This window comes from Streptomyces sp. NPDC047525, assembly GCF_040643025.1.
In the GTDB taxonomy this organism is placed as follows: Bacteria; Actinomycetota; Actinomycetes; order Streptomycetales; family Streptomycetaceae; genus Streptomyces; species Streptomyces durmitorensis.
The window spans coordinates 46,863-61,988 of record NZ_JBEYTL010000017.1 but is presented as its reverse complement, the minus strand read 5'-3'; the positions used below and the strand labels follow the sequence as shown (position 1 = coordinate 61,988).

Below are 15,126 nucleotides of genomic sequence, written 5' to 3'. Positions count from 1 at the left end.
TGGTCTAGTCGAGTGGTCTAGTCGGCGTCCTTGGTGAGCCGTGTGATGCCGGCGACGCGGTAGGCCGCCTCCTCCTCCAGCGTCTCGTTCTCCAGGAGCGCGGCGGCCAGGGCGTCCAACTGGTCCCGGTGGTCCCTCAGCTGCCGGCAGGCGCTCTCGTAGCACTCGTCGACGATCCGTCGCATCTCGTGGTCGATCGTGTCGAGGGTGACCGGGGCGGCCGAGAGACCGTAGGCCTGCTGGGCGTCGCTCGGCAGCGCGGACAGGCGCCCCACGCGCTCGCTCATGCCCCAGCGGCCGACCATGCCGCGGGCGATGTTGGTGACCTGTTCGAGGTCGCTCTCGGCGCCCGTGGTGATGGCGTCGAAGACGACGTGTTCGGCCGCCATGCCGCCAAGGGCCCCGACGATGCGGCCGCGCAGATACTCCTCCGTGTACGCGTACTTGTCGGAGTCCGGCGTGGACAGCGTGACGCCGAGGGCGCGGCCCCGGGGCACGATGGTGATCTTCCTGACCGGGTCGGCGCCGGGCTGCAGCATGCCGAGCAGGGCGTGCCCGCTCTCGTGATAGGCCGTGCGCCGCCGCTCCTCGTCGGGCATGACCAGCGGCCGCTCGGCGCCGAGCTGGACCTTCTCCAGGGCCTCGGAGAGGTCGGACTGCGTCACTTCCTTCTGCTTGCGCTTGACGGCCAGCAGGGCGGCTTCGTTGGCGAGGTTGGCGAGTTCGGCGCCGGTCATCCCCGGTGTCGTACGAGCGACTTGTGCGAGGTCGGCGTCATCGGCCATCGGGATCTCACGGGTGTGGATCTTGAGGATGGCCTCGCGTCCGCCGCGGTCGGGCGGGCTGACGGTGACGACCCGGTCGAAGCGTCCGGGGCGGGTCAGGGCCGGGTCGAGGATGTCGGCGCGGTTGGTGGCCGCGAGGACGATGACGCCCTCGGAGCCCGAGAAACCATCCATCTCGGTGAGAATCTGGTTCAGCGTCTGCTCGCGCTCGTCGTGCCCGCCCATCCCGCTGCCGCCGCCGCGCGCCCGGCCGATGGTGTCGATCTCGTCGATGAAGATGATGGACGGCGCGACTTTCCTTGCCTCGGCGAAGAGTTCACGTACGCGCGACGCGCCGACGCCCACGATCATCTCGATGAACTCGGAGGCGGACGCCGAGAAGAAGGGCACCCCCGCCTCACCGGCGACGGCCCGCGCGAGCAGCGTCTTGCCGGTGCCGGGCAGGCCCGCGAGCAGCACGCCCCGCGGCATCTTGGCGCCCATCTCGCGGTAGGCGGCGGGGTTCTTCAGGAAGTCGACGACATCGCTGAGCTCGCCCTCGACCTCGTCGATGCCCGCCACGTCCTCGAAGGTGGTGCGCTTGTCACCGGGTTCGAGCTCCACCGGCTTCGGCGGTGTCTTGCGGCCCAGCATGCCGCCGGCGCCGCCGCCCATGCCCGAGCTCATCCGCCGGGCGATGAAGATCCACAGAACGACCAGGAGCAGCATCGGGGCGAGCGAGATGAGCAGGTTGGAGAGGAAGCTGCGTTCCTGGACGACGGGCTCGGCGGTGACGGTGACGTCGTGCTTGGTGAGGTCGTCCCAGAGCTTGTCGTCGGCGAAGGCGGGCCGCTGGGTGGTGAACTTGGTGTACTTCCCCTTCTCGTCCCCCGGCTTCTCCTGCTCCTTCTTGAGCTGGCCCTGGATCGCGTCGCCCTTGGAGTAGATCTTCGTGACGTTGCCGGCGTCGACCTGCTTGCTGAACTCCGTGTACGAGATCGTCGGCTCGTCGCCGTCGTTGAAGAAGGAGAGCACGAGGTTGGCGATGAGATAGACGATGAGCGCGGTGAGGATGAGCCCGCCCCACCCGCCCGGCATCTTCTTCTTGGGCGGCGGCTTGGGCTCGGGCGGGGGCGCGCCCTCGGACCGCCATGGCTGGTCGGGCGCCTGGCGCGGCGGCACAGGGTTGCTCATATGGGGACGTTACGACACAAACAGGGGCTGGGCACCTGCTCCGAAAACGCCTGGGGCGCCCCTCTCGGCAGAGGGGCGCCCCAGGCGGCGTACGAGAGGTGAGGCGTCAGCCCATGAACTTCTTGAACTCGTCCGGCAGCTCGAAGTTCTGCCCCTGCTGTCCGGCGGGAAGGCCGAAGGCGCCGCCTTCCTGACCGGCCTGCTCGCGGCGGGCGGCGGCCTCCTGCTCCTCCTGCTTGCGCTTCATCGGGTTGCCCGACTTCCGCTTGCCCTTGGCCTGCTTCTGCTTCTTCTTCTGCTTGCCGGCGCCGCCGCCCATGCCCGGCATCCCGGGCATGCCCGGCATTCCGCCGCCCTGGGCCATCCGCGACATCATCTTGCGGGCCTCGAAGAAGCGCTCGACCAGGTTCTTGACGGCGCTGACCTCGACGCCGGAGCCCTTGGCGATACGGGCACGGCGCGAGCCGTTGATGATCGCCGCGTCCGCGCGCTCGGCGGGCGTCATCGACTTGATGATGGCGGCGGTGCGGTCGACGTCCCGCTCGTCCAGGTTGTTGATCTGGTCCTTGATCTGCCCCATGCCGGGCATCATCCCGAGCAGCTTGCTGATGCTGCCCATCTTCCTGACCTGCTCCATCTGGGCCAGGAAGTCGTCGAGCGTGAAGTCCTTGCCGCCCTTGCTGCTCTGCAGCTTGGCGGCCATCTTCTCGGCCTCTTGCTGGGAGAAGGTCTGCTCGGCCTTCTCGATCAGCGTGAGCATGTCGCCCATGCCGAGGATGCGGGACGCCATGCGGTCCGGGTGGAACGCGTCGAAGTCGTCCAGCTTCTCGCCGTTCGAGGCGAACATGATCTGGCGCCCGGTGACCTGCGCGATGGAGAGCGCGGCACCACCACGGGCGTCACCGTCGAGCTTCGAGAGCACCACGCCGTCGAAGCCGACGCCGTCGCGGAAGGACTCCGCCGTGTTGACGGCGTCCTGACCGATCATGGCGTCGACGACGAAGAGGACCTCGTCCGGGCTGACGGCGTCGCGGATGTCCGCGGCCTGCTGCATCAGCTCCTGGTCGATGCCGAGGCGACCGGCGGTGTCGACGATGACGACGTCGTACTGCTTGGTCTTGGCGAACTCGATCGAGTCCTTGGCGACCTGGACCGGGTCGCCCACGCCGTTGCCCGGCTGCGGGGCGTAGACGCCGACGCCGGCGCGCTCGGCGACGACGGACAGCTGGTTCACGGCGTTGGGCCGCTGCAGGTCGCAGGCCACCAGGAGCGGGGAGTGGCCCTGCCCCTTCAGCCAGAGGCCGAGCTTTCCGGCGAGGGTCGTCTTACCGGCACCCTGCAGACCGGCGAGCATGATGACGGTCGGCGGGTTCTTGGCGAACCGCAGGCGTCGGGTCTCGCCGCCGAGGATGCCTACGAGCTCCTCGTTGACGATCTTGATGACCTGCTGGGCGGGGTTCAGGGCCTGGGAGACCTCGACCCCGGCGGCGCGCTCCTTGACCTGCTTGATGAAGGCCCGGACGACGGGCAGGGCGACGTCCGCCTCGAGCAGGGCGATGCGGATCTCGCGCGCCGTGGCGTCGATGTCCGCCTCGGACAGGCGGCCCTTGCCCCGGAGGTTCTTGAATGTCGCTGCGAGGCGGTCGGAGAGAGTGTCGAACACGGCGGTCGCGAATCCTCGGGTCGAAGGGCGCCCCCTGCTCGAACGGAGCCGAGAACCAGGGGGAGGGCGGATAGGTCGCCCTCCAGGGTATCTGTCCCACTCGGCGCGTGGGAGCGCAGCATCTGGGCCGGGTTTCCCTACCCCGGAGCGGGGTGGTCCCCTACCCGTTGCGAGGGTGGTCCCCTACCCCCGCAACCCCTCCTCCACGGCCCGAGCCACTCCCACGGCCCGCTCCCCCGAGAGCGGCGACGGCGTCCCCGCCCCGGCACCCGGCTCCGTCACATAGAACGCGTCCACCGCATTCGCCCCCAGCGTCGACACATGCGCACTGCGCACCACCACCCCCGCCGACTCCAGAGCCCGCCCGATCCTGTGCAGCAGGCCCGGCGCGTCCTGTGCCCGCACCTCGATCACCGTGGCCAGGCGCGAGCCCGCCGACGCCACCGTCACGCGCGGCGGCGGTGCCACCGTCCCCCGGCGGCGCGGGTACGCCGCGTCCCGTTCCGCCAGCCGCGACGCGATGTCCAGCGACCCGTCAAGCGCCCGCACCAGATCCGACCGCAGCCGCGCGGCCTGCGGCAGGGAGCCGTACTCCGCGGCGACCCGCCAGTTCAGGAGCAGCACCGAGTCCTCCAGGCCGGACGGCAGCCCGACCCCCCGCAGCTCCGCCGTACGTACCGCAAGGCGGTGCATCGCGAGCACCCCCGCGACAGCGGACAGCACACCCGGCTGGTCCGGCACCGCGATGATCAGTTCAACCCCCAGTGGCTCGGGATTCCCGGCAGCGTCTTCGGCCCCCTCCGTGTGCGCCCGCAACGCCAGCACAGGCCCACCCGTACGGAACGCCTCCACCGCAAGCCGCTCCTGCTCGGCGGTCGGAGCGACGTCCTCCGCCGCCTCCGGTTCCTCCCCCGACAGCACCGCCCCCACCCGCTTCACCAGATCGGCGACCAGCGAACCCCGCCAGGCGGACCACGCCGCGGGACCGGTGGCCAGCGCGTCCGCCTCCGTCAGCGCGTGCAGCAGTTCCAGCGTGCCCTGCGAGCCCACCGCGTCCGCGACGGCCCGCACCGTGGCCGGGTCGTCGAGGTCCCGCCGCGTGGCCGTCTCGATCAGCAGCAAGTGGTGCCGCACCAGCGTCGCGAGAACCGCCACGTCGCCCCGGTCGAATCCGATCCGCGCGGCGACGTCCCGCGCGATGATCTCGCCGGCCACGGAGTGGTCCCCCGGCCACCCCTTCCCGATGTCATGCAGCAGCCCGGCGACCAGCAACAGGTCGGGCCGCCCCACACGCCGGGTCAGCTCCGAGGCCTGCACCGCCGTCTCCACCAGATGCCGGTCCACCGTCCACGTGTGCACGGCGTTGCGCTGCGGCCGGCACCGCACCCGCTCCCAGTCGGGCAGCAGCCGGGTGATGAGCCCTTCGGCCTCCAGCGCTTCCCACACCTCGACCGTCGGCCGCCCCGCCCCAAGGAGCGTCACCAACTGCTCCCGGGCCTCCGCGGGCCACGGCGTCGGCAGCGGCCGCACGGCCGCCGCCATCCTGCGCACCGCGTGCAGCGACAGCGGCAACCCCGCCTGAGCGGCAGCGGCAGCCGCCCGAAGCGGCAGCACGGGATCGCGCTCGGGCCTGGCCGCCCGCGCGAGGACCACCTCCCCGTCCTGCTCCACCACGCCCTCGGCCAGCGGCGACCGCTCGGCAGCGGCCCCCTTGCCGCCCCCCAGCATCGCCCGCAGCCGAGGCCGCACGGACCGGGACCGCAGCACCCTGCCCACCTCGCGCCACGTCACGTCACTCGCGTACGACACCGTGCGCGCCGCCTCGTACACCTGCCGCAGCAGAGTGTCGGCGTCCAGCAGACCCAATTCCGCGGCGACTTGATCCTGCTCCTGCAGCGCGAGCCGGTCCGTGGCCCTGCCCGTCGTCAGATGCAGCGCGTCCCGCACGTCAAGGAGGCGACGCCGGGCGTCGGAGAGCCCCTCCCGGGGCGCGTCGGCCAGCCACGAGGCAGCGACGGCCCGCAAGGCGGTCGCATCCCGCAGCCCGCCCCGCGCCTCCTTCAGGTCCGGCTCCAGGAGATAGCTCAACTCCCCCTGCCGCTCGGCCCGTTCCTCGCACAGCTCCCGCAGCTCCGGCAGCCGCTTCGGCGCGAGGTTGCGCCAGTCGGCGAGCACCGCTGTGCGCAGCCCGGCGGTCAGACCGAGGTCGCCCACGACGTGCCGCGCGTCGAGGAGCCCCAGCTGCACCTTGAGGTCCTCGCCCGCGGTCTTGCGCGCCTCCGCCGGGGTCCGCACGGAGTGGTCGAGCGCGAGCCCGAGGTCCCAGATGGGGTACCAGATGCGGTCCGCGAGGGCCGCCACCTCACCGGCGTCCGCGCTGCCGTCGTGCAGCAGGAGCAGGTCGAGGTCGCTGCGCGGCGACAGCTCGCCCCTTCCATAGCCACCGACCGCGACCAGCGACGCCCCACGCGGCGCGCCCGCGGCCGTGAAGAGCCCGGTCAGCCAGTCGTCCGTGAGGTCGGCGAGGGCCGAACGGCGCGGCGGCCCGGACTGCGCCTCCCCTTGAAGGAGGCGCAGCCGGGCCGCCGCATAGCCGCTGGGTCCGGAGTCTTCCGAGTCCGATTCAGTACGTACATCCACACTCGTCACCCAGCAGCTCCTGTCAGTCCCGCTCAGTTCCGCTCAGTTCAGGCAGCTCAGCCTTGCCGACCGAGCTCACAACGCATCAGGCCCACGTTCGCCGGTCCGCACCCGTACCGCCGTCTCGACCGGGACGCTCCAGACCTTGCCGTCCCCGATCTTGCCGGTTCGGGCGGCCTTCACCACGACATCCACGAGCTGTTCGGCGTCGTCGTCCTCGACCAGGACCTCGATCCGGATCTTCGGCACGAGGTCGACGGTGTACTCCGCACCACGGTAGACCTCGGTGTGTCCGCGCTGGCGGCCGTAGCCGCTGGCCTCGGTGACGGTCAGGCCCTGGACGCCGAAGGCCTGGAGGGCTTCCTTGATCTCGTCGAGCCGGTGCGGCTTGACGACCGCGGTGATGAGCTTCATGCGTCCACCTTCTTGTTCTTACCGGCGTCCTGGGCCGGCGGGCCGGGCACGGAGGCGGTACGGGGAGCCGTGCCACCGCCCGCTCCACTGAAGTCGTACGCGGTCTCGGCGTGCTGCACCTGGTCGATGCCGCCGACCTCCTCGTCCTCGCTGACCCGCATCCCGATGGTCTTGTCGACCAGGAGGGCGAGGATCGCGGAGGCGATCAGGGAGTACGCGAGGACGGCGCCGACACCGGCGGCCTGCTTGCCCAGCTGGTCGAGTCCGCCGCCGTAGAAGAGGCCCTTGGCGTCGGACTGGACGCCGCCGGTGGCGAAGAAGCCGACGAGCAGCGAGCCCACGACACCGCCGACGAGGTGGACACCGACGACGTCGAGGGAGTCGTCGTAGCCGAACTTGAACTTGAGACCGACGGCCATGGCGCAGAGCAGACCGGCGATGGCACCGACGGCGATCGCGCCGAGCGGCGAGATGGAGCCGCCGGACGGGGTGATCGCGACGAGACCGGCGACGGCACCCGAAGCGGCGCCGAGCGTGGTGAACGCGCCGTGCCGGATCTTCTCGTAGGCGAGCCAGGCCAGCATGGCCGCGGCGGTGGCGACCTGCGTGTTCAGGAACATCATCGCGCCGACGCCGTCGTCGTTGCCCAGCCACGATCCGGCGTTGAAGCCGAACCAGCCGAACCACAGGAGCGCCGCGCCGAGCATGACGAGCGGCAGGCTGTGCGGCCGCATCGGGTCCTTCTTGAAGCCGACGCGCTTGCCGATGACCAGGATCACGCCGAGCGCCGCGGCGCCCGCGTTGATGTGCACGGCCGTGCCGCCTGCGAAGTCGATGACGCCGAGCTCGAAGGCCCAGCCGCCCGCGCCCCACACCCAGTGCGCGACAGGGAAGTAGACGATCGTGGCCCAGAGCGTGACGAACAGCGCCCAGGCGGTGAACTTCACGCGGTCGGCGAGCGCACCGCTGATCAGGGCGGGCGTGATGATCGCGAACATCAGCTGGAAGACCGCGAAGACATAGACCGGGATGGTGTAGCCGTCCCACAGCTCGTTGAGCCCTATGCCGCTCAGCCCGACGTAGTCGGAGGACCAGCCGAAGAGGCTGCCGTGGTCGGTGCCGAACGCGATGGAGAAGCCGTACAGCACCCAGAGGATGGTGACGATCCCCAGACTGATGAAGCTCATCATCAGCATGTTCAGCGTGCTCTTGACGCGGACCATGCCTCCGTAGAAGAAGGCGAGTCCCGGCGTCATGAGCATCACCAGGGCGGAACAGATGAGCATGAACCCGGTGTTGGCGGCAGACAGCTGCGGGGCGTCTGCGGCGATCGTGATGCCTGGGGGCATCGGCGTCTCCTCGTCGTCGTATGCGGCCCGTGCGGGCGGGGCAAGAGGGGGTGGGCCGTTATGCGCCATGAGATTGGCGCAGCGCCGTTTCCGGGGGCGCCCCTCGATGTTTCGCCGCAGTGACGAAGAGGTCGTGCGTGTTACGCGTCCATGAACTGCCGGGTCAGGCGGGGCGCGGTTCCATACCCTGCGCACACGGCAAAAACCGGCCGCGGCGGCCATCCGATTGACCTGGCGTGGGGGAGCCGAGTCGGGCAGTTCGGGATGGTCCGGCCGCGACCGGAGTTCTGGTGGGGCGCCGTCAGACCGCTTCCGCGGTCTCCGGCATGTCGATGGCGAGCTGGTCGGTGAGCTGCACGACCTCGGCGATGTCGCCGAAGTCCCGCACGGCGGTGTCCACGGTCTTGCGAAGGCGGGTGTTGACCCGCTCGGAGCGGACCTTCTTGGCGATGGTGAGGGCCTCACCGGCGAGCACGGTGCTCTGCTCGGGCTCGCGCTGGAGCAGGTGGACCGTGGCCATCCCGATGAGGTTCAGTGCGTACGAACGCTGGTGCTCGGGGTCCTTGCAGAAGAGGTCGACGGCGCGCTCCATGACGGGCTCGGCGAGCGAGGCGTACGTGGGGCTGCGGCCCGCCACGTAGGCCAGGTCGCGGAACGAGTGGGCGTTCTCGCCGTTCAGCTCGGCCTCGGAGAAGAAGCGGATCCAGTCGGGCTCGGGCTCGTCGAAGTCGGCGGCGTCGGCGAAGGTGTCCTCGGCCATGCGCACCGCCCGCTTGCACTTGCCGGGCTGGCCCATGCTGGCGTAGGCGCGGGCCTCCATCGCATACAGCATGGCCTGGGTGCGCGGGCTCGCGCAGTCACGGCTTCCGTACTGCGCGAGGTGGATGAGTTCGAGCGCGTCGTCGGGCCGCCCGAGGTGGATCATCTGGCGGCTCATGCTGGACAGGACGTACGAACCGAGCGGCTTCTCGCCCGCTTCCTTCGCGGCGTGCAGGGCCAGGACGAAGTACTTCTGGGCGGTGGGCTGGAGCCCGACGTCATAGCTCATCCAGCCGGCCAGCTCGGCCAGCTCGCCCGCGACCTTGAAGAGCCGCTTGGACGTGGCCTCCGGCTGGGGCTCCTGCAACAGGTCCGTCACCTCGTGCAGTTGGCCGACGACCGCCTTGCGCCGCAGCCCTCCCCCGCACTGCGCGTCCCACTGCCGGAACATCACGGTCGTGGACTCCAGGAGGTCCAGCTCGGGTTTGGAGAGCCTGCCGGGCCTGCGGGACGGCGTGAGCGGCTCGGGGTCGCCGACCGGGGTCGTCGGGCCGGGGACGAGCCAGCGCTGCATGGGCTCGATGAGGGCGGGGCCCGCGGAGAGCGCCAGCGAGGTGCCGAGGAATCCGCGCCGGGCCAGCATCAGGTCGCTGCGCGAGAACTCACTGATGAGCGCGACGGTCTGCGGGCCGGTCCAGGGCAGATCGACGCCCGAGACGGAGGGCGACTGGTGCGCGGCGCGCAGGCCGAGGTCCTCGACCGCGACGACACAGCCGAATCGCTCGGAGAACAGCTCGGAGAGGATGCGCGGAATGGGCTCGCGGGGATTCTCGCCGTCCAGCCAGCGCCGCACGCGCGAGGTGTCCGTGGAGATGTGATGGGCGCCCAACTGCCGTGCCCTGCGGTTCACTTGGCGCGCGAGCTCGCCCTTCGACCAGCCGCTGCGCACGAACCACGAATTGAGCAGTTCGTTGGGGCGCTTCTCAGCGTTCGCACCACTTCCGCCATTGCCGCCCACTGGAACGCCCCCATCCCTCACGACACTTACGCGCGGTCTCACGCCAAGCCCTACCAGAATGCCGCGCGTTGCGGCTCTCCGTCCGGAGAACGTCACCCATCGAACAGGAAACCGACTTGCCTCCGGCATACCCACGAGTGCACAGCACTTAGGGTCCGTGCACTGAAAGTAATCCTACGATCACCCCTCCGGCGAGGGCGATCGCGGAAACGCCACCATTCGCCACCCCTTCGAATGAACTCCCGGCCCGCCACAAGCGATTGACTTGACAGTGGACGACCGAAGGTGGGCGGAAGGGAGCACTTGGGGGCGCGTATGACCGAGCGCACCCCCCTCGGGGCACCGGGCGCCTGAACAAAAGCACAGGGTCACGATCCGATTCCGTCACGTAACCACACCGCGCTCGACCCGTTGGAGGGGGCATGGGCTTCACGATCGGCGGCATCCGGGGGACCGACAAGCCCCGCACCGGTTCTCGGCGGCGCGGCCGCGCGTCGGACTGCACCGCGGTGGCCGAGTACACCGGACTGTGGGGATGGGCCGCCGTGCCCGGCGCACGCGCCCTGGACGGCCGCTGCTCCTGCGGCGCGGCCGACTGCGCCGCCCCCGGCGCCCACCCCCTGGAGTTCGCCCCCGAGGTGTCCGCGGGGGCGACGCTGGACGAAGTGACCGAAGCCTGGGCCCAGTTCCCCGGCGCCGCCGTGCTGCTTCCCGTGGGGCGCGCCTTCGACGTGATCGAGGTGGCCGAGGCCGCCGGACGCAGGGCGCTGGTCCGCCTGGAGCGCATGGGCCTGCCGCTCGGCCCGGTGGCGGCCACCCCGGAGGGCCGCGCGCACTTCTTCGTCGCACCCGGCGCCGCCGCCGAACTCCCCCAGCTGCTCTACCGCATGGGCTGGGACGACGCCGGCATCGACCTGCACGGCCTGGGCCCCGGCACGCACATCACGGCCCCGCCGTCCGACCGCGCGGGCCTGGGCCCGGTCCGCTGGCTGCGCGCCCCCGACCTGGACTCGGCGACGCACCCCCCGCAGGCACGGCTGGTGCTCGGCACCTTGGCCTACGTGGCGCACCGCTCCCCGGCGTAGACACGCCCGCACACGGAAATGCCCCACCCCGGCTGCACCCCGGGGTGGGGCATTTCTCTGGCGTACGTCTCCTACTGATCCGCCGGACGCGGCCTACTGGTCACCGATGAGCGCGTCGACGAACGCCTCCGGCTCGAACGGAGCCAGGTCGTCCGCGCCCTCGCCAAGACCCACCAGCTTCACCGGCACACCCAGCTCCCGCTGGACGGCGACGACGATTCCGCCCTTGGCGGTGCCGTCCAGCTTCGTCAGGACGATGCCGGTGATGTCGACGACCTCGGCGAAGACCCGCGCCTGCACGAGGCCGTTCTGCCCGGTCGTGGCGTCCAGGACGAGCAGCACCTCGTCCAGCGGCGCGTGCTTCTCGACGACGCGCTTGACCTTGCCGAGCTCGTCCATGAGGCCGGTCTTGGTGTGCAGGCGCCCCGCGGTGTCGATGAGGACGACGTCGGCCCCCTCCGCGATGCCTTCCTTGACCGCGTCGAAGGCGATCGACGCCGGGTCGCCGCCCTCGGGGCCGCGGACCGTGCGCGCGCCGACGCGCTCGCCCCAGGTCTGCAGCTGGTCGGCGGCGGCGGCGCGGAAGGTGTCCGCGGCACCGAGGACCACGGAGCGGCCGTCGGCGACGAGGACACGGGCGAGCTTGCCGGTGGTGGTGGTCTTGCCGGTGCCGTTCACGCCGACGACCATCACGATGCCGGGCGTCTCCAGGCCCGACTCGGTCTTCACGGCGCGGTCGAACTCCGCGCCCTCGCGCGTGCCGAGCAGCGCGAGGAGTTCCTCACGGAGCAGCGCGCGCAGGTCGTCCGGGGTGCGGGTGCCGAGCACGCGGACGCGCTCGCGAAGCCGCTCGACCAGTTCCTGGGTGGGGGCGACGCCGACGTCGGCGGTGAGGAGCGTGTCCTCGATCTCCTCCCACGTGTCCTCGTCCAGGTGCTCGCGGGAGAGGAGCGTGAGCAGCCCCTTGCCGAGTGCGTTCTGCGAGCGGGAGAGCCGCGTGCGCAGGCGGACCAGGCGACCTGCCGTGGGCTCCGGGGTCTCGATCTCCGGGGCGGCCTCGGGGGCCTCTTCGGTGACGACCGGCGCCTCGGCTGAGGCGCCCGGGAGTTCCACCTCCTCGATCGTGCGGCGCGGTTCGTCGCGCGGCGTCTCGGCCTCGTCGCCGATATGCGGCTCGGCCGGAGGGGCGGTGATGGTGGGCGTGGACGACGGGGCCTGCGGCGGCAGCTGCTTCTTCTTGCGGCTGCCGATCACGAGCCCGCCGAGCGCGCCGATCACGACCACGGCGATGACTACAGCAAGGATGACGATTTCCATAACGCGTCCAGTATGCGTGACCTCCGGGGCCCTGGTGCGTTGACTTCGCGGGGCGCCACGCCCTGCGGGCCGGGCTGGTCCGCCACTCGACATCGCGTCGGGCGAGAAGCCCTCCGGGCGGAGTCACAACCCACCCAGTATCAGAGCGTGTGGGTCGCGGTACGCAAGTGACGTACCCAGGGCGTGTACGGCCCATGATGTGGGCCGCACACGCCCTGCTTTTGTGCGATCGCATGAAACATATACCGCCAAAGAGGGCGCTACTCGGACTAAAGTACGATGGAGCTCTCCGCATCAACGCGCGTAGAGTCCAACGCGATCACCCCCACGGACGGATCGCGGCGTTGCGATCCGAGCGAGAGGCACGGACCCCACCCCATGAGCACCACCGCCGAAACCGAAGGCGCCCTGGAGACACGCGGCCTCGAGCCCGTCCCCGACTCCGAGCGCACGGGCCGGACCCGCGAGCTGTTCCCCACCTGGGTGGCGGCCAACATCAGCGTCCTGCTGCTCACCATGGGCGCGGGCCTCATCGTGACCAACGGCCTCAACTTCTGGCAGGCCCTGGTCGTCGCCCTCGTCTCACCCGTCCTGAGTTACGGCATGGTCGGTCTGATCTCCATCTCGGGCAAGCGCGGCGGCTCCCCCGGCATGACGCTCTCGCGCGCGGTCTTCGGCCAGCGCGGCAACCTCTTCCCGGGCTCGCTCATCTGGGTCGCCCGCTGGGGCTGGGAGACCATCAACGCGGTGACGGGCGCGTACGCGATCATCACCGTCCTGGACATCTGCTTCGGCGTGAAGTCCAGCACGTGGCTGACGATCGTGACGCTGATCGCCTTCGTCGCCTGTACGTTCCTGATCAGCGGCCTGGGCCGCAAGGTCCTGCACATCTGCAACACCTGGGCGACGTACCTCTTCGGCGCGTTCAGCGTCCTCGTCCTCGTCTACCTCGTGGCCAACACCCCCTGGTCGGACGTCTTCTCGCGCCCCGCGGGCTCCACCGCGGCGATGGTCGCGGGCGTCGGCGTGATCGCCGCCGGCGGCATCAGCTGGGTCCCCACGGGACCGGACTTCACCCGCTACCTCCCGCGCAAGGCGTCCAGCAAGGCCCTGGTGGGCAACGCCATCGGCGGCGCCGGCATCGTCGTCGTACCGATGGTCCTGATGGGCGCGGTCATGGCGGTCAGCACGCCGAGCCTGTCCAAGGCCTCGGACCCGGTCTCCTTCCTCGGCCAGCTGCTTCCGACGTGGATCGCGGTGCCGTACCTGGTGATGGCCCTGATCGGCATGCTCCTGATCAACTCGATGTCGATGTACTCCGCGGGCTTCACCGCGATGACGCTCGGCATCAAGGTCCCGCGCACGTGGGCGGTGTCCATCAACGCCATCATCAGCCTGATCTTCGGCTACCTCCTGATGAACGTGGCCACCAGCTTCATCGGCTCGTTCATCTCCTTCCTGACCCTGCTCGCGGTCGCGTTCTCCGCCTGGATCGGCGTCTTCGGCGTCGACATGCTGAGCAGGAAGACGTACGACGCCGAGGCGCTGATGGACACCAAGCGCACCAGCGCCTACTGGTACAAGGCGGGCTTCGCCTGGCAGGCCATGACCGCGTGGGCGATCGCCCTGGTGATGGGCCTGCTCTTCACGAAGGTCGACTGGTTCAGCGGCCCGCTCGCCACCTCCTGGGTCGGCCGCAACGGCCTGGGCTGGCTGGCCACGATCCTCATCGCGGCCGCGCTGTACGCGGTGCTGCCGAGGACCCCGGCCGCCGAGGCACCCGAGGGCACGGGCGACACCGAACTGATCTCGGCCTGATCCGGAACAACTGCCCCCGCACACTGGTCATCTGACACCGCGTCATCTAACGTCCCTCTTCGCCCGCCCACGGTGAAGGGGGACGTTTTCATGCCCGTCACAGTCGTACGTTTCAACCTCGTCGATCCGGACGCCACACCCGCCTCACTGAGCGAGCGCTACAAGGCCGCCCTGGAGATGGCCACGTACGCGGACGACCGGGGCATCTCCACCGTGCAGACCGAGGAGCACCACGGCGTCGGCAACAACTGGCTGCCCTCGCCCTTCACCTTCGCGGGCGCGGTGTTCGGCGCGACCCGGCGCATCGCGGTCACGGTCTCCGCGATCATCGGCCCGCTGCACGATCCGCTGCGGCTCGCCGAGGACATCGCCGTACTCGACCTGCTCAGCGGCGGCCGTCTGGTGACGGTGGCGGGGATCGGCTACCGGCCCGAGGAGTACGCGGCGTTCGACGTCGACTGGAAGCGGCGCGGCAAGCTCCAGGACGAGCTCCTGGAGACCCTGCTGCAGGCGTGGACCGGCGAGCCCTTCGAGTTCCGCGGCCGCACCGTGCGCGTCACCCCGCGCCCGTACACCCAGCCCCACCCGATGCTCCTGGTCGGCGGCTCCTCACAGGCGGCGGCCCGGCGCGCGGCCCGGCTCGGCCTGCCGTTCTTCCCCAGCGCCCATCTGCCGGACCTCGAGGCGTACTACAACGACCGCCTCGCGGAGTACGGCACCGAGGGCTGGACGATGATGCCCGCCGCCGAGACCTCGCTCCTGCACATCGCCGACGACCCGGACCGCACCTGGGCCGAGCACGGCGAGCACTTCCTGCACGAGGCCCGCACGTATGCCTCCTGGCAGTCCAAGGACATCCGCTCGGCGGTGAAGTCCACCGCCACGACGGTCGACGAGCTGCGCGCCGAGGGCGTCTACCGCATCCTCACGCCCGACGAGTGCGTGGCCCATGTGCAGGGCGGCGCCGCCCATCTCGTACTGCATCCGCTCTCGGGAGGGATGCCCGTGGACGAGGGATGGCGCAGCCTGCACCACTTCTGCGAAAACGTACTGCCCCGGCTCAAGGAATAGGTCCTTGAACCGGGGCAGCTTCCTCAGAGGAGGG

The 15,126-nt window shown here is 70.5% G+C and carries 10 protein-coding genes; 3 read left to right on the top strand and 7 right to left on the bottom strand.

Features of this window, described 5'->3' with window-relative positions; genetic code table 11:
* Positions 1 to 17 precede the first annotated feature (17 nt).
* From ftsH to ABZ833_RS35770, 6 genes are all read right to left on the bottom strand, one after another.
* The gene (gene ftsH / locus ABZ833_RS35795; protein WP_361055905.1) at positions 18 to 1,958 is read right to left on the bottom strand and encodes an ATP-dependent zinc metalloprotease FtsH; all 1,941 of its coding nucleotides are present in this window, start codon (positions 1,956 to 1,958) and stop codon (positions 18 to 20) included.
* A gap of 106 nt (positions 1,959 to 2,064) precedes the next feature.
* Complete coding sequence (ffh, locus tag ABZ833_RS35790) at positions 2,065 to 3,621, bottom strand: signal recognition particle protein (RefSeq protein ID WP_361055902.1); 1,557 nt, start codon at positions 3,619 to 3,621, stop codon at positions 2,065 to 2,067.
* Between the two features lie 183 nt (positions 3,622 to 3,804).
* Positions 3,805 to 6,270 carry a [protein-PII] uridylyltransferase gene (locus ABZ833_RS35785; protein ID WP_361055899.1) on the bottom strand — a complete coding sequence of 822 codons (2,466 nt, stop codon included), beginning with the start codon at positions 6,268 to 6,270 and terminating at the stop codon, positions 3,805 to 3,807.
* Positions 6,271 to 6,336: 66 nt separating this feature from the next.
* Positions 6,337 to 6,675, bottom strand: coding sequence for a P-II family nitrogen regulator (locus ABZ833_RS35780; RefSeq protein WP_249587501.1), 339 nt, complete (start codon positions 6,673 to 6,675; stop codon positions 6,337 to 6,339).
* Entirely contained in the window at positions 6,672 to 8,024 is a 1,353-nt protein-coding gene (locus tag ABZ833_RS35775) for an ammonium transporter (protein ID WP_361055895.1), read from the bottom strand. The genes ABZ833_RS35780 and ABZ833_RS35775 overlap by 4 nt, the downstream gene beginning before the upstream one ends.
* A gap of 301 nt (positions 8,025 to 8,325) precedes the next feature.
* Positions 8,326 to 9,801 carry a hypothetical protein gene (locus ABZ833_RS35770; RefSeq protein WP_361055892.1) on the bottom strand — a complete coding sequence of 492 codons (1,476 nt, stop codon included), beginning with the start codon at positions 9,799 to 9,801 and terminating at the stop codon, positions 8,326 to 8,328.
* Between the two features lie 422 nt (positions 9,802 to 10,223).
* On the opposite strand from ABZ833_RS35770, the gene ABZ833_RS35765 reads away from it, so the two are divergent.
* A complete protein-coding gene (locus ABZ833_RS35765) occupies positions 10,224 to 10,886 on the top strand; it encodes a bifunctional DNA primase/polymerase (RefSeq protein WP_361055888.1) in 663 nt (220 codons plus the stop codon).
* Positions 10,887 to 10,979: 93 nt separating this feature from the next.
* Here ABZ833_RS35765 and ftsY read toward each other — a convergent pair whose 3' ends face one another.
* Positions 10,980 to 12,203 carry a signal recognition particle-docking protein FtsY gene (gene ftsY / locus ABZ833_RS35760; RefSeq protein ID WP_249587505.1) on the bottom strand — a complete coding sequence of 408 codons (1,224 nt, stop codon included), beginning with the start codon at positions 12,201 to 12,203 and terminating at the stop codon, positions 10,980 to 10,982.
* Positions 12,204 to 12,581: 378 nt separating this feature from the next.
* On the opposite strand from ftsY, the gene ABZ833_RS35755 reads away from it, so the two are divergent.
* Both ABZ833_RS35755 and ABZ833_RS35750 read left to right on the top strand, forming a co-directional pair.
* A complete protein-coding gene (locus tag ABZ833_RS35755) occupies positions 12,582 to 14,021 on the top strand; it encodes a cytosine permease (protein WP_361055884.1) in 1,440 nt (479 codons plus the stop codon).
* A 90-nt stretch (positions 14,022 to 14,111) separates the two neighbouring features.
* Positions 14,112 to 15,092 (top strand): LLM class flavin-dependent oxidoreductase, encoded by a 981-nt coding sequence (locus tag ABZ833_RS35750; RefSeq protein ID WP_361055880.1) that lies wholly within the window; start codon positions 14,112 to 14,114, stop codon positions 15,090 to 15,092.
* Positions 15,093 to 15,126: the final 34 nt, after the last annotated feature.

What these genes read in the sequence shown, in the direction of transcription:
- ABZ833_RS35780 (WP_249587501.1), bottom strand. Translation starts at nt 6,675, where the DNA reads ATGAAGCTCATCACCGCGGTCGTCAAGCCGCACCGGCTCGACGAGATC.
- ABZ833_RS35775 (WP_361055895.1), bottom strand. Translation starts at nt 8,024, where the DNA reads ATGCCCCCAGGCATCACGATCGCCGCAGACGCCCCGCAGCTGTCTGCC.
- ABZ833_RS35765 (WP_361055888.1), top strand. Translation starts at nt 10,224, where the DNA reads ATGGGCTTCACGATCGGCGGCATCCGGGGGACCGACAAGCCCCGCACC.
- ftsH (WP_361055905.1), bottom strand. Translation starts at nt 1,958, where the DNA reads ATGAGCAACCCTGTGCCGCCGCGCCAGGCGCCCGACCAGCCATGGCGG.
- ftsY (WP_249587505.1), bottom strand. Translation starts at nt 12,203, where the DNA reads ATGGAAATCGTCATCCTTGCTGTAGTCATCGCCGTGGTCGTGATCGGC.
- ABZ833_RS35755 (WP_361055884.1), top strand. Translation starts at nt 12,582, where the DNA reads ATGAGCACCACCGCCGAAACCGAAGGCGCCCTGGAGACACGCGGCCTC.
- ABZ833_RS35750 (WP_361055880.1), top strand. Translation starts at nt 14,112, where the DNA reads ATGCCCGTCACAGTCGTACGTTTCAACCTCGTCGATCCGGACGCCACA.